Origin of the sequence: Methylobacterium sp. E-065 (assembly GCF_022829605.1) — a bacterium.
In the GTDB taxonomy this organism is placed as follows: Bacteria; Pseudomonadota; Alphaproteobacteria; order Rhizobiales; family Beijerinckiaceae; genus Methylobacterium.
Genome location: NZ_JAKSYD010000049.1, coordinates 1 through 13,029 on the forward strand (window position 1 = coordinate 1; position 13,029 = coordinate 13,029).

At 63.3% G+C, this 13,029-nt stretch carries 19 protein-coding genes and 1 pseudogene; 5 read left to right on the forward strand and 15 right to left on the reverse strand.

Annotated features, from left to right (window positions below; translation table 11 throughout):
- The 3 genes and pseudogenes from MKK84_RS04400 to MKK84_RS04410 form a co-directional block, all read left to right on the forward strand.
- On the forward strand, positions 1-560 hold a 560-nt coding region (locus tag MKK84_RS04400; RefSeq protein ID WP_243916845.1), incomplete at its 5' end, for an IS5 family transposase.
- Between the two features lie 205 nt (positions 561-765).
- Positions 766-1,402, forward strand: a pseudogene (locus MKK84_RS04405) (recombinase family protein).
- 231 nt (positions 1,403-1,633) lie between these two features.
- Positions 1,634-2,311, forward strand: a complete 678-nt coding sequence (locus MKK84_RS04410) for an AAA family ATPase (protein WP_279599363.1) — start codon at positions 1,634-1,636, stop codon at positions 2,309-2,311.
- 380 nt (positions 2,312-2,691) lie between these two features.
- Here MKK84_RS04410 and MKK84_RS04415 read toward each other — a convergent pair whose 3' ends face one another.
- Entirely contained in the window at positions 2,692-2,925 is a 234-nt protein-coding gene (locus MKK84_RS04415; protein ID WP_243916849.1) for a DUF2171 domain-containing protein, read from the reverse strand.
- 312 nt (positions 2,926-3,237) lie between these two features.
- On the opposite strand from MKK84_RS04415, the gene MKK84_RS04420 reads away from it, so the two are divergent.
- On the forward strand, positions 3,238-3,468 hold the full coding sequence (locus MKK84_RS04420) for a hypothetical protein (RefSeq protein WP_243916851.1): 231 nt from the start codon (positions 3,238-3,240) through the stop codon (positions 3,466-3,468).
- A gap of 646 nt (positions 3,469-4,114) precedes the next feature.
- Here MKK84_RS04420 and MKK84_RS04425 read toward each other — a convergent pair.
- The 4 genes from MKK84_RS04425 to MKK84_RS04440 all read right to left on the reverse strand — a co-directional run bounded on the left by MKK84_RS04425 (position 4,115) and on the right by MKK84_RS04440 (position 5,189).
- Entirely contained in the window at positions 4,115-4,402 is a 288-nt protein-coding gene (locus tag MKK84_RS04425; RefSeq protein WP_243916853.1) for a hypothetical protein, read from the reverse strand.
- 166 nt (positions 4,403-4,568) lie between these two features.
- The gene (locus tag MKK84_RS04430) at positions 4,569-4,733 is read right to left on the reverse strand and encodes a hypothetical protein (RefSeq protein WP_243916854.1); all 165 of its coding nucleotides are present in this window, start codon (positions 4,731-4,733) and stop codon (positions 4,569-4,571) included.
- Positions 4,730-4,924: a hypothetical protein gene (locus MKK84_RS04435; protein ID WP_243916856.1), complete on the reverse strand. Its 195-nt coding sequence runs from the start codon at positions 4,922-4,924 to the stop codon at positions 4,730-4,732. Before MKK84_RS04435 ends, MKK84_RS04430 begins: the two co-directional genes overlap by 4 nt.
- A 70-nt stretch (positions 4,925-4,994) precedes the next feature.
- Positions 4,995-5,189, reverse strand: coding sequence for a hypothetical protein (locus MKK84_RS04440; protein WP_243916858.1), 195 nt, complete (start codon positions 5,187-5,189; stop codon positions 4,995-4,997).
- Positions 5,190-5,217: 28 nt separating this feature from the next.
- Here MKK84_RS04440 and MKK84_RS04445 point away from each other — a divergent pair, with 28 nt between their 5' ends.
- A complete protein-coding gene (locus MKK84_RS04445) occupies positions 5,218-5,373 on the forward strand; it encodes a hypothetical protein (RefSeq protein WP_243916860.1) in 156 nt (51 codons plus the stop codon).
- Positions 5,374-6,170: 797 nt separating this feature from the next.
- Here MKK84_RS04445 and MKK84_RS04450 read toward each other — a convergent pair.
- The 10 genes from MKK84_RS04450 to MKK84_RS04495 form a co-directional block, all read right to left on the reverse strand.
- Positions 6,171-6,899: a Crp/Fnr family transcriptional regulator gene (locus MKK84_RS04450; RefSeq protein ID WP_243916861.1), complete on the reverse strand. Its 729-nt coding sequence runs from the start codon at positions 6,897-6,899 to the stop codon at positions 6,171-6,173.
- 218 nt (positions 6,900-7,117) lie between these two features.
- Positions 7,118-7,711 (reverse strand): PAS domain-containing protein, encoded by a 594-nt coding sequence (locus MKK84_RS04455; protein WP_243916863.1) that lies wholly within the window; start codon positions 7,709-7,711, stop codon positions 7,118-7,120.
- A 205-nt stretch (positions 7,712-7,916) separates the two neighbouring features.
- On the reverse strand, positions 7,917-8,321 hold the full coding sequence (locus MKK84_RS04460; RefSeq protein ID WP_243916865.1) for a helix-turn-helix domain-containing protein: 405 nt from the start codon (positions 8,319-8,321) through the stop codon (positions 7,917-7,919).
- A 410-nt stretch (positions 8,322-8,731) separates the two neighbouring features.
- The gene (locus MKK84_RS04465; RefSeq protein ID WP_243916867.1) at positions 8,732-9,892 is read right to left on the reverse strand and encodes a YihY/virulence factor BrkB family protein; all 1,161 of its coding nucleotides are present in this window, start codon (positions 9,890-9,892) and stop codon (positions 8,732-8,734) included.
- A gap of 116 nt (positions 9,893-10,008) precedes the next feature.
- Entirely contained in the window at positions 10,009-10,335 is a 327-nt protein-coding gene (locus MKK84_RS04470) for an HU family DNA-binding protein (RefSeq protein WP_243916870.1), read from the reverse strand.
- A gap of 169 nt (positions 10,336-10,504) precedes the next feature.
- Positions 10,505-10,837: a hypothetical protein gene (locus tag MKK84_RS04475; RefSeq protein ID WP_243916871.1), complete on the reverse strand. Its 333-nt coding sequence runs from the start codon at positions 10,835-10,837 to the stop codon at positions 10,505-10,507.
- Between the two features lie 107 nt (positions 10,838-10,944).
- Positions 10,945-11,244, reverse strand: coding sequence for a hypothetical protein (locus MKK84_RS04480; protein WP_243916873.1), 300 nt, complete (start codon positions 11,242-11,244; stop codon positions 10,945-10,947).
- A 44-nt stretch (positions 11,245-11,288) separates the two neighbouring features.
- Entirely contained in the window at positions 11,289-11,630 is a 342-nt protein-coding gene (locus tag MKK84_RS04485) for a DUF6883 domain-containing protein (protein ID WP_243916875.1), read from the reverse strand.
- Entirely contained in the window at positions 11,627-11,878 is a 252-nt protein-coding gene (locus tag MKK84_RS04490; RefSeq protein WP_243916877.1) for a DUF4926 domain-containing protein, read from the reverse strand. The genes MKK84_RS04485 and MKK84_RS04490 overlap by 4 nt, the downstream gene beginning before the upstream one ends.
- A gap of 188 nt (positions 11,879-12,066) precedes the next feature.
- Positions 12,067-12,255: a hypothetical protein gene (locus MKK84_RS04495; protein WP_243916879.1), complete on the reverse strand. Its 189-nt coding sequence runs from the start codon at positions 12,253-12,255 to the stop codon at positions 12,067-12,069.
- Between the last annotated feature and the right edge of the window lie 774 nt (positions 12,256-13,029).

Genomic DNA, 13,029 nt, shown 5'->3' on the forward strand with positions numbered 1-13,029 from the left:
GCGGCCCCGGCCGCTTCGATCTGCCGGCGGATGGCGTCGGTGTCGTAGCCCTTGTCGGCCAGCACGATGCGGCAGGCGGGCAGACGTTCGAGCAGCAGCGTGCCGGCCTTGCAGTCGGCGGCCTGCCCACCGGTCAGCAGAACCAAGCCATCGGCCGCTCGCGTGGCGGGCGAACGACCAAGATCCACGCCCTCACCGATCGCTTCTGCCGCCCGCTCGCCTTCCTGCTGACCGGCGGTCAGGCCGCCGACTGCAAGGCCGGCGCGCTGCTGCTCGAACGTCTGCCCGCCTGCCGCATCGTGCTGGCCGACAAGGGCTACGACACCGACGCCATCCGCCGGCAGATCGAAGCGGCCGGGGCCGCACCCAACATCCCGCCCAAGATCAACCGGCGCTGGAAGCCATGCTTCTCGCCCGTGCTCTATCGCGGCCGCAATGCCATCGAGCGCATGTTCGGGCGGCTCAAGGACTTCCGCCGCATCGCCACCCGCTACGACCGCTCGGCCACGAACTATCTCGCTGCCGTCTGCATCGCCGCCACCGTCAGCTACTGGTTATGAGTCCGGACGGTAGCACACGGTGCCAAGCGGTAGCGTAAGATCAATAGGGCACGGTCTCGATCCCGGAGGTATGCGCCCCGGACCGGTTCAGCATGGGCATGCCTCAATCGAACCTCGGTATGGATAGCCTCATATAACTCGCTTGACCATTCAAAACGAACCAGGGTCATGACACCTAACCTAATCGAACCGATTGGCAGGTTTCATGTTCGTCCGCGCCTATCTGCGCACCGCCACCACTGAACAGGACGCGACCCGGGCGCGGGCGTAGCTCGACGCTTTTGCGGTCGAGCGTGGCTTGGCGATCGCCGCTGCCTATGTCGAGAACGAGAGCAGAGTGACGCTGGCGCGGCCGAAGCTGTTCCGCCTGCCGAAGGATTGCCGGCTAGGCGACGTGCTGCTGATCTAACAGGTCGATCGCCTGTCTCGCCTTACCTTGGACGACTGGACCAACCCTGCGCGCAGAGATCGATGCTGAGCGCGTGCGCATCTTAGCTCTCGACCTCCCCACCCCTTGGAGCCTAGCGACGCCGGTCGACGAGTTCACGGGGCGGGTCTTTTAGGCCATCAATGGTATGCTGCTCGATGTCCTCGCGTCCGTCGCCCGTAAGGACTACGACGATCGCCGCCGGCGCCAGGCGCAGGGCCAGGCCCGTGCCAAGGCTGCCGGCCTCTACAAAGGCCGGCAGGAGGATAAGAAGCGAAACGCGGGCATCGCGGCCATGCTGAAAGCCGGTTCGCCCTGGAGCCAGATCCAGGCCGCCACCGGCTGTAGCTGCTCGACCCTCGCCCAGATCGTGAAGAGGGCAAAGGGCGCCTTGATGCGGGGTGCGGGTCTCTGATGCCGATCTGTCGCGAGCATCGCTACTCCGATCGGAGCTAAGATGTTTCCGAGAATGCGCTTTCTCGCAAGTTACGCTCACTAAGCGGCGATGGCAAGCTGACTAAACGGTAAACCTACACCTAAAGTATAGACGGACACCTAAACCGAACACCTAGAGGTCAAGCTAAACCCTATCTTTGTACCTTGACGGTACACGGTCTAGGGAAGGCGCCTGACCGGAGGTGAGTCGATGCGGGTTGTCTCTATCTTGGGGCTCAAGGGCGGCAGCACGAAGAGCACCCTGACGGCGCACTTGGCTGTAGCCGCCCACCATGCCGGGATCCTCACGGCGATCGTGGACACAGATCCGCAGGCCACGCTTCGGATGTGGTCCACGCGGCGGCAGACCGAGGGGCCGCCGGTTAGGCCCGAGACGACGCCTGATTTTCTTGAGCCGACACTGCGCGAGTTCGAGCGCCAGGGTGCGGAGCTTGTGTTGATCGATACGGCGGGCAAGGCCGAGATCATGGGCAAGCGGGCGGCCGAGTTGTCCGACCTGGTGCTGATCCCCTCGCGAACCTCGCTCGCCGATATGGATGCGGTGCCGACCTCGCATGCGATGGCTCAGGGGTTGGGCAAGCCCAACTTCGTCATCTTCACCGATGTGGACGTGAGCGGCGCCAAGAAGGACGTGAAGGAAGCTGCGGCTGGGTTCGTGTCTCGCGGCATCCCGACCGGTCGGGAGCACGGCGCGCCGTTCATCTGCCATCGCAAGGGCTACAAGAGCTGCCTGATTGACGGCAGCACGATCCAGGAGATTGAGCCCGAGGGGCGGGGAGCCGAGGAGATCGACGCCCTGTTCCGTTGGGTGGCAAAGCAGGTGGGCCTTAAGGTGAAGCGCAAGCGGACGGAGAAACAGCATGGCTAAGCGGCCGAGCCTGTCCGCCTCGTTCGTGGTCGGGGAACAGCCGATCCTAGACCCTACACCTCCACCTAAAGCTGAACCTCAAGCTCAAGGTTTAGATATACCTAAACCTACACCTAAAATTCGGGACCATCGGGAGAACCGGCAGGCCTTCACCGTATGGCTGGACCGAGACCTCATCGCCAAGGTGCGTGGGCTGTCTCGTGAACTTGTCGCGGAGCACGGGCGGGCGGGCAACTCCATCGAAGCGCTAGTCACCGAGGCGTTGAACGAGGTTCTGTCCAAGCGCAGCCGATAGCGAACCATGAGGCCGGGCGAGCCGTGATGATATGGCCGCCCGGCCGATTTCTGGTGCTTGCGCGCCTACCGTCGGCGCCGACGGTTTAGGACGTCGACCACTCGCGCATCACCTCATCTGCTGGTCGGTCGAGATGGACCTTGCCGCCCTCAATCGCTCGCACGAAGTCGACCGGGATGAAGTGATGAAGGCCGCCTGCAGCCGCATCCTTTTTGGTCAGCTTGATCTCGCCTTTTTCGACATGATCGACTGTGCCGACGTGCGTTCCGTCCGAACCGATTACCTCGGCATGCTCCTGGATCTGCGCGACATCAACCATCGGTTTCACTCCCTGTTGAACAGCCGTAACTGGCGTCCAAACGGCGATGTTCCGGCTCAGTTGGCGGGCATCGAATGAGCAGGCACTGGGGCAGGTCATGAACGTTGCAGGGGGGGGCGACGCGGTAGCCTCCGGCATGGCCAAGAAGACTTCCAGCGTCGGCGACCTGCGCCAGAAGTCCGAGGTGGCAGTGGGGTTCAACAGGGAGGGAGAATGACTACCGAGATCGCTGAAGACCCCTGTGGATGAGCCTCAAATCGACTTGCCACTACGGCCGCCTGTGCCGCCCAGGATGATGTGGGAGAGGCCGGCATGACCGAGGAGCAGATGGGCGACCTCCAGGTGCTATCCGATCTTCGCTCCTGGCATCGGCGACAGATCGAGCAGGCACTCGGCGATATCCGTGTCATCCAAGCGCATGAGCAAGCCATCCTTCGGCTCCATCAGCTAAGCGCCACCAAGAGGCAGCACGCGACCGAGGATGAGGCGGATCGTCAGCGCACCTGCGCCGCGAACTCCCAGATCGGCGGCCCCCAGACCTGACCTGGCTTCGTCCGATAGCCGGAGAAGCGCTCGAACACGATCCGATCGGTCTCGACGCCGATGGCTGGTGCGCCGTTGCCCATCAGGGCGCCGACATATCCCACACGCAGGAAACCGTGCTGTGGATGAACCCCGAACAGCTGCGGGGTCGTTCAACCCAGCCCGTGAGCCGCGGCACCGAACTGGTCAAGGAACGCCAGCGCGGCCGCCCGCATTGGCGGCCATTTCGTCGGCAGGAGATACCGGCACGGTGAGGCGTGCTCGGGCAGGGTCTCCTATGCGCTGCGCCAGCCGGCGACGGCATCGGGAAGCGGTGCAGGGGCGAGGCTGGCTGACATCAGGCCGAGCTACGGTAGGCGCGGCCGAGAGGCCATACGGCCAGAAGCGGGGTTGTCTGACCCAGGTTGGAGAAACAGCTCGGCCCCGCCGCCCGATCTAATCACGGGCTGGCGGGGGAGGTCGTCTATCTCATCGGCGGTCGAGCCGATACGCAACGCGGCTCGGATTGCAGGATGGGGTCAGGCGGTTAGCGTGTCGTGCGTCTGTATCGAAGCCTGTCGTCCCGCGCCGGGACCGCGCACAAAGAGCCTGCAGCCGCGCGGGCCGTGCAGCCTGTGAAGACATAATCGCCTGGTCGGCCGCAAACTTAGCAGTTGTCGGCGCCAGGCTTCACGGGCTGCCCCTCGGGGGCTTTCTTCGAGCCGTCATCCTTCATGGCTGCGCCTGTGTTGTTCATCGCGCCGACCGTGCCGGGAGACTCCGCCTTGGCGCCAGGGCTCACCTTGGCAGTCGAGCCACCATCGACGTTCGAGCTGGCATCCTTCCCGGTAGCGGCATTCGTCGTTGTGCCGACATTGCACGGTGCAGCAACAGCGAGGCTCGCCGACAGCGTGAGCATCGCGGTGGCAGTGGCGATATTCAGGATCTTGGACATATTCCCTCCAGGTTTTTGCCTGAAGGGAAGAGAACACGCTGTTTGTTGTTCCAGTCGACCCTGTGTGGCAACTACTCGCGCCCGGAGATACAGGGTTATCCCTTTCGCTCCCGGAACCGGATCCCAGCACCCCCGCCGTTCTCGGGAATGAACTCCCGGCCAGCGGTCATGTCCGATGATCCGCCGCCGCGACGACAGCCGCCGCCGTGATGGCTGCAAGGGCGCAGTCCTCGAATGCGTACTCCTGGCCAGCAGCCTTAGGCACGCGTTCGACGCTCACGAGCACGATCGCCACGCCGATCGCTAGCAAACGACCTTTAATCGCAATCATCCGGTCGCCTCGGCGGTCGCATCCCACTCTTGAATGCCGAGCCATTCCAGAGCAGCCGAGCGCGACTTGAAGACGTGCCGTTGGGCCATGAACGGCGCTGGTCGCTCGGCAGGTGCTAACTCGTCCAGCAGCTCGACATGCCACGTGTCGCTCGGCCCGTTGCGATGAACGCTGCGGACCAGACCCGCCATCACTGCGCCATCACTGCGCCATCGCGCAGCACGTCGTAGCTGCCAGGGGCGAGTTGCTCGATGGTGTAGGTCACGATTGATCCTTCTTGCTGAAGCCGGGGAAGAAGCGCGTCAGGCCCTGCAGATCGCTATCCACCGGCTCGACCTCATGCTTCGGCATTGGCTCCCCAAGACGCCCTGCCCACTCGTACAGCACCTGCGCCAACAGGGGCGGCCACTCCACACCGTGATCCTGCAGCAGGCGCGCGGCCTTCGCCAGAGCCACAGCCTGATCTGCCGGTACAGCCCTGCCGGTGATCTGCGCGTCGAGTGAGCCCTACCGCATCCAGGCCGAAGCGTTCGGCGAGCTGATCAACACGCGTGCCACCACCGTTGGCGGCCTCGTGGCGCTCGCGGCGTACCTGCCGGGTGCGGTGCGCGGCACGGACCGCGACCTTGAGGCCGAGTGATGCCGACAAGCTTCCTGCGACAGACGCCGACCCTCGGGGAGGGGATCGAGTTGGCCATTCTAGTCGCGGTATTTTACTGGCACGGCATCCGTCGCCGTGCCGCAGCTCGCCGCATGGTCCGGATCGGGGTGGACCGCGGACATGTTAGGTGGGAGCGGGCCGCGACGCGGTGGCTGGCCTGTAGCGCTCGGATCTCTGGCTTGCTCGGAGAGCCGGAGCCGTCTGAGGCTCAGCAATTGCGAGACAGGATGGCCCGGTTGCAGGCTGCTCGCTTGACGGCCTAGGTTTCTCTCGGGGGTACGCGTCTGATGCGTATTCTTCGCATGGAGAACGACCCTCTCCCAGGGGCCACCAAGGGCCACTCGTTGCCAGTCAAAGTACCACCGATGTGCCACAAGCTCAGGGGTATCACACCATACGCACTGAAGGTGCACGTAAGCTCATCGCGACTGCATCAAGCTGTCTGAAGCGGACATCATCTGCGTCGCGATGACGGGGAAATCTCTGAGGCCCGCTACCGGGTGTTTGCGGTTGAAGTAGCGGCTTGCGCGGATCGACCCATACCAAGTCGGCTTCCTCGATCCGGCCACGCCTAACAAACGCCCACCATCCGCTGATCGTTCACCTCCTGCTCGCTTCGGGACGGAAGCGGGCGGTAGGGCTGCTGCGCCTGATGCGGCGATGGCTGGACCTGTACGAGAGGATAGCCGCCATGCTGCTGAGGCTCCCCTAGCCCGAGCACGTCAGAGAGGTGCGGACGATCCTGCAAATGCTCGCGAAGTGCGTCGGCGGGCTACTTACTCAGGGAGATGCAGATACTTCGGGTTGAAGTCAGCGATCGCACACAGCGTTTCCCAGTCGTGGATCATCAGCCGGCGGCCACGCAGGTCGACCAGCCTCTCGACGCGAAGGCTTCTCAGCGTTCGGTTCACGTGCACCGGGGTCAGGCCTAGGGCGTCGGCAAAGTCAGGCTGCCGGAGCGGCATCGGCATGCTGTAGCCGTCGGTGAGACCGACAGCTTTGAGGCGCAGATACATCTCGCAGAAAAGATGAGCGAGCTTCTCACGCGCGTCGCGCCGGCCGAGGCTAGTGATCCAAGCCCGGTGTGTGGCTGCGGTAACGAGAATTTCCCGCCAGAATGCTTGGGCGACGGCAGGGTATCGATCGGACAACTTTCGCAGGTCGGCGTGTGGCACGAAGGCGACGGTGGCGCGGGTCGCCGTAGCCATACCAAAATCCGGCGATGGCAGGTGCAGGCTCTGCAGGTCCGGCAGATCGCCCGGCACATGGAACGACAGGATCTGACGCCGACCGTCCGTCAGGAGCTGATAGCAGTAGGTCCAGCCGTCGAGGATTACGCAGCAATGGTCGGACTGACCAACCTCGTAGACGATATCCCGGGAGGCTTCGATCGTTCGGATGATGAGAGGCAACCCCAGGATCGCGCGTTCATCCGCCTTGGGTAGCGGTGTCGCTCCCCCCAACCTGCGGGCTATCAAGCCGAAGGGGTATCTGGACAGTGCCATCGTCCCACGCTGCATCGAGCAGACACGCACCCATCGTGCGGGCGCGAACTGCCGGTCCTCCCAATCCTGCAATCAACTTGGAATACTGTATGCAGTTGCATCCATGACCCATCGGGTGGGCGAGGCGGTGGCATCGGGGTCAGACTGTGCGAGCGGCGAGCTGATCGTAGGTTTCGAGGATCGCTCGACTGGGCCTGTTCAGCTCTACAACACCGCGTTTAGTGCGTGAGCAGGGAATCGTACCCGCGCAAATCCGACAGCGAAGTGCTGGCGGCAATCTGGCGTCCGAGCAGGAGTAGAACGTTCCTCGTTGCATCGAGCACGGCCCGTCCTTCCTCGCCCATGGCCTCGACGTTCGCGTACAACGCGAGGGCATGATCGGCTGCTCGATGAAGCGGATCGGTATCTTCCTCGTACCCACTGAGGTTCGACCATCGGCAGGCCGGAGCAACCGCTGGTCGGCAGTTCGTGATGTCCATGACGACGCCGCGGCCGCCGGCAAACGCTTGGCCGGCTTGTCGTACTTGGTAGTGGCCCCGTACGAGAACCCACCGGACGTCCCCGGGGGTGGGCGTCACCCGGTACTCGCTCATCAGGATTGAGCCGTGCGTCGTGACGCAGAGATGCCGGCCGAAGAAGATGCAGCGATCGTCGGGGTGAATAGCGCTTCTTAGACGATCGATGCAGACACCCTGGGCAGCGTCTTCCGGACAGAACCCCCAGAGCTGCGCGGCCATCGGATCACACCGTAGGACACCACCGGTAGCGTCCCGTTCCCAGGCACCGATCTGGGTTGCATCGAAGGCGGACATGGCCAACCGCTTCGAGGACCCCTTCGACGAACCAGACATACCCAACTTTCATCCCAATACACTTATAAGTGGTGTTCACGGGGCAATGTCGGACATTTGTGGCCGTATTTTGCAATCTGAGCTATATATCGGCTGTGCGTGACCGTTCGCTGGTCGATATCCAAGGAGAGGCATCGAGAGCACACCCTGATGCCCTCGGCTCGACCTAGGATCTCGCAGCACCCTCCTGACGGAGCGTGGCCGCAGCTTTCACGATCGACAGTACGCTCTCACGCGTGCTCTCATCGCTGATGCTCGTGAAGGCCGTGACCAGCTGCATCACCTGCGGATCGTCGTAGAACGTTCGAACGTCGCTCCCGTCGAGACCACCCGTCAATCGGTCGGCGAAGAACGTCTCGACCGGTACCTTCAGCAGATCGGCGATGGTCTGTAGCCGCCCGGCACTGATGCGGTTGCACCCCTTCTCGTACTTCTGAACCTGCTGGAAGCTGACCCCGATGGCATCGCCCAATGCGGTCTGACTCAGACCCTGCGCGATCCGGAGTGTCGCGACACGGCCACCGATCGACCGATCGGCCTCGGTGGCGGTTTTCGGCGCTTTCGTCATCATTGCGGGAGACAGCCTCAAAGAGTGACAGGCATGAGGTCGTCGCTGTGTATGCCCGGTGCAAGCCGCACCTCATGATTGTACACCAGTATACCGTGCAACCGCCATCGTAGCAGAGCAACACCATTTTGGGATGTGAAATGCCAAGGTAACACGCCTGTGATTGCGGGCGTCTCAGTGGCTATAGGAACGCGATGCCCCGCCGGTCCTGCCAGAACCCCGACAACTGCCGTGCCGCTGGCCGCGGCGGTCCCTGCCGAACCTGCGACCCAAAGGCGATCGCGCGCCGCGCTGTCCTGCTCCGCGAGCGTATCCTTGCGAACCAGGCTGAGGGGCGTTCGCCATATGCTCAACGCCCGGTTCAGGACCTGATCCAAGAACGTGGGTCCAGCCCCGAGCTCTGAGGGCCGCAACTACTCCGCAGCAGCTCCAACGCTATCAGCCATCTTCGCTCCTCGGGTGCCAAGCGGCTGAGGCTTGCCTACCGTGGTGTCCTCGGCGGTTTGATGCTCCGTCTCGGCGTTCACCTGGGCGCCCAGCAGCACGATCGTGGTCGAGATCCAGATCCAGGTCATGAACCCGATCGCCGCGCCGAGCGAGCCGTAGGTCTTGTTGTAGCTGCCAAAGTGGGCGACGTACCACGAGAACAGCAGCGAGCCGCCGAGCCAGAGCACGGCCGCCACGGCGCTCCCCCCGGTGACCCAGCGCCAGCGAGGAGCGTCCCGGCTCGGGCCGTAGCGGTAGAGCACCGCCAACCCGCCGAGCACGGCGAGCAGGAGCACGGGCCAGCGCAGCAGGGCTAGCCACCACGCGTCCTTGCCGACGCCGATGAACTCGAACACGATCGGGAGCACGACGACCGAGACGAGCGCCAGGATCAGGAACAGCAGCGCGCCCGCGGTGAAGGCGAGCGAGACGAGGTTGAGCACGATGAAATTGCGCTTCTCGCGCTCGTTGTAGACGAGGTTGAGCGCGTCGAAGATGTGCTTCATGCCGCCGTTGGCGCTCCACACTGACAGGGCGATGCTCACGATCAGGCTGAAGCCCAGCGTCGCGTTGCCCTTCTCATCCAGCGCTTTGATCTGTTCGCCCACGATGTCGAGCGCCCCCTGGGGCAGGATGCCCTGCAGGCTGGCGAGCTGCTCGTTGATGGTCGAGGTGTCGGCCACGAGCCCGTAGACGGACACCAGGGCCGCCACGGCGGGGAAGATCGCCAGCAGGGCGAAGAAGGTGACGCCGGCCGAGACCAGCATGATCCGGTTCTCGCCGACATCCCGGTAGGTGCGCAGCGCGATGTCCTTCCAGCCCTTGGCTGGGATCTCGGTGGGCTTCGACGCCTGGCGGCCGCGGTCAGCTTGGCTGTGCGCTACCTCGTGGGCCTCGCGGCCGGAATGAGAGGGCGACGCTTGCCGTGCATTGCCCTCGCCCTCAGCGCTGCTGGGTCTGGCCGTGGTGGAGCGGCGCGGGAGCGCTACGAGGCCGAGGAGGGCAGTGGCGAGCGCCAGCGTCCAGACCGTCGAGGCTTGTCCTCCTGGCTCGCGGGATGGTTCGGGGTTCGAGGGGAGATGAGCCATGGCCGGGTCGCTGTCTCGTGGACGGATGCTGAAGATCGCCGCCACAACGACGCGCCGTCAAACTACCTTGCAGAAAATGCTGCGATATTTCTGGGATTGAGGCTGGGTTAGAGCGGTTAAGAGGCCCGCAGCTGACGCTTGGTCTCGCGCTCCTGCTCCGCCGGCATGAGGTTCAACCGCGCGCGCATGGCCTTGCCCGCCTTGAACTGGACGTTGCGCTTGGCCGCTACGGTAACGGCCTGGCCGGTCCGCGGATTGCGGCCGGTGCGGGCGCCAAATTCCTTCGTGCCGAACGAGCCGAAGTCGCGCAGCTCCACGCGGTCGCCGTCCGCCAGGGCGTCGGTCATCCTGCCGAGGATGGCGTCTACGACTGCCTCGACGTCCTTGGCGTACAGGTGCGGGTTCTGCGCCGCGATGCGGGCGACGAGCTCGGATCGGATCATATGCGAGCGATGCCGCGTCGTTCACCGGACTTCAACCGCAATGCAGCGCGCGAGCATTTCATTAACCATCCGGCGTGAGGAATGCCTTCGACGTCCGGAAGCCATTCGGGGCGCCTCCCTTACCTCGCCCGCCCGGCTCGCCGCGGCGGGTTTTTCTTAACGGGTGCAGCTAGCAGCCAGACCGGCAGGACGCGGACCGAACCAGGATATCGGCATCGCCGATCGTCATCACGCTGATGAGCTGTTCGCCGCGCTTCCACAGCATCGAGCAAGCCGCTGATCCGAATGGGGCACAGCTCTCAGCCTCCGGGTAGGTCTCGCAGGTACTCTCGCGTTGGTCGCATGCCCGGTTGGACGCCGCTACCGGCTGCCAGCCCATGCTCAGCAGCGACACGCGAGCATCCGGGTAGAGGGTGTTGGGCTTGAACCTCGGCAGTTGCTCGGCCGCCTGCGCCCCACCGGCAGCGACGACGAGAGCGAGGGCGGCGAGGGCTGTGCGCATTGTATGATGATAGCTGCCGATGAAAGTTGAGGGATCAGCAATAGCGAACGCTCAGCAAGTTAAAGTATAAATTTTAGTATCTGAACGGCTCTCATGCGCGCGTCTGATTACTTCGCACACCTGCGCAATTCATAAATCGAGTCATCAAACGCGCACCCATAATTTGGTATATCAATTAGAAAATTATCTTCAGCGGCATTTGACTGAACTGCAATATATTTTAGATTACCGCTAGAATTAATCATGGCAGCACTCGTGTTTGCTCCTTCCTGCGCGTCTTCATTATTCCGCACTGCATCAGATAAATCGGTGAAAATTTCTGCCAACTGAATACATCGAGCTTTCGTTAGATCGGCGCGAGCCGATGAAGATATGAGAAGGGACGCGGCAAGCATGATCATACGCATGCCGGCAGGATAGCCTCCAAGATCGCGGTGTCGAGGGCCGCCGACTATGGGAAAGCGGTGATGAAACGCATGATGTGCTCGCCGTCGCGGAACAAGGCTTCCCAGACGGTGCTCAGTTGCATGTCTCGGCCATCAGGCGCTCGCACCCGGCCGTCGTAACGAACGCGATGCGCGCCTACCGGCTGTAGCTGAGGTGTGCCCGGCTGGTTGACCATGGCGTGAGCCGCCAAGGCGTCCGCCAGCACCTTTGGCTCGGATACCGTGAACCCGAAGCGCTTGAGATACTTAGCCTTCGAGGCGCCGCGTTCGCTGCTCTCGCTCAGCAGGTACGCGGTGATCTTTGGCCCGTCGATAATGAACGTGATTTCGACGGGCGTACCGTTCAACCTTCGGCCTCTGTGACGGCACGGATCTGCTGCGGAAGCACGGTCACTAGGGAGCCGACCGGTTCGGCGAACTCCACCACGTAGCTCTCGCCCTCGCCATGTACGGCGACGATCGTGCCTTCCGTGCCGACAGTGATCGTGTGACCGTAATCATCGGTCGCATCGGTAAGCAGCACCACGTCATCGAGATCCCGAAGGCTCGACCGCGGCACGTCCTGGCGGAAGCGATAGGCGAACTCGAATGACATGCGCCACATTTAGCGCGGGCTCGATTAATTTGAAAGGCGGTCGCTTAACCGGCAGCAAGACAACGAGCGCGACATGACAAGCACGACGGCCCCGCCGCCTTGCCGGGCGCGGGGTGTTCGTGGGCTAGGGCTTCCTCAGCCGCACCCCCGGCCCCTCGCCGTTCTTTTCAGTGAAGATGACGCCGGCTTCAGGTTGCGTCGGGCTCGGCGGACTTCATAGCCAAACGCTTGGCACGTAGCTGCGCGGTTCGCTCGTCCAGCGCCTGCTTCTGTTCGTCGAGATCTCGGTGGGCCTGATCGGCCTTGTCTTGCTGGTCGACGCCTCGGGAGCTGATCGAGTTTAGGTGGCCACGAGCCCTGGGGTGCAGCTTGGACATCGGGTGCTCTGTGTCGTTGGATCGACAGAGAGCTAAACCCGGCCCACTTCGCCTCAAGTGTCACCCGGCGCAGCATCGAACCCCTTCAGCGGCACGCCAGTCCTAAACCGTCCATACTTGCGGCCGATCCGGTCGAGCTGAGGCCCCACCCCTACCAGCGCCATCGGTCGATCAAGTTCAGCGACGATGCGCAGGAGCCGAGCGCGGAATAGCTCGTCAGGCTCCGGACTGCTCACTTCAGGTAATCCTTCGCCTTCACGTGCTCGATGAGGGCTTCGCCTATGGCGCGGCACATCAAGGCTTCTTCGCCCCAGCCTTCGCGGCGAGTTGCTCGGCCCGAAGGGCGGCAGTGCTCATCGACCACTGCTCAACGTTGACTTAACCGTGCCGTCCAGCCGACATGGACCGTTCCGGCCGGCCCGCCCTGGCGAGTCGAGATCCGGCAATTCAGGAGACCATCGCCGCGAGATAGACCCTGAAAAGCCAACAGCCCCTTCCCGGCAAGGAAGAGGCTGCTTAAAACCTGGGGCCTTGTGGGGCCAGCCATCAGCTCCCCACAAGCCATTACCTCGCTCGGGAGTCAAAACGGAACCTGTTTTCGGCAACGAGAAGGCTTTGTCTGGACGCTAGCCGCGGCCCGGGAGGGACCGGGATCGATGACCTATGCCCGAGAGATGCGCCGACAGGTCGAGGCGGCCACGCGCGTCGCGTTGCCGGGCGTGCCGTATGTGCTCTGGCGCGCCTCCGGGGAGGGGCAGGTGAAGTGAGTCTAGG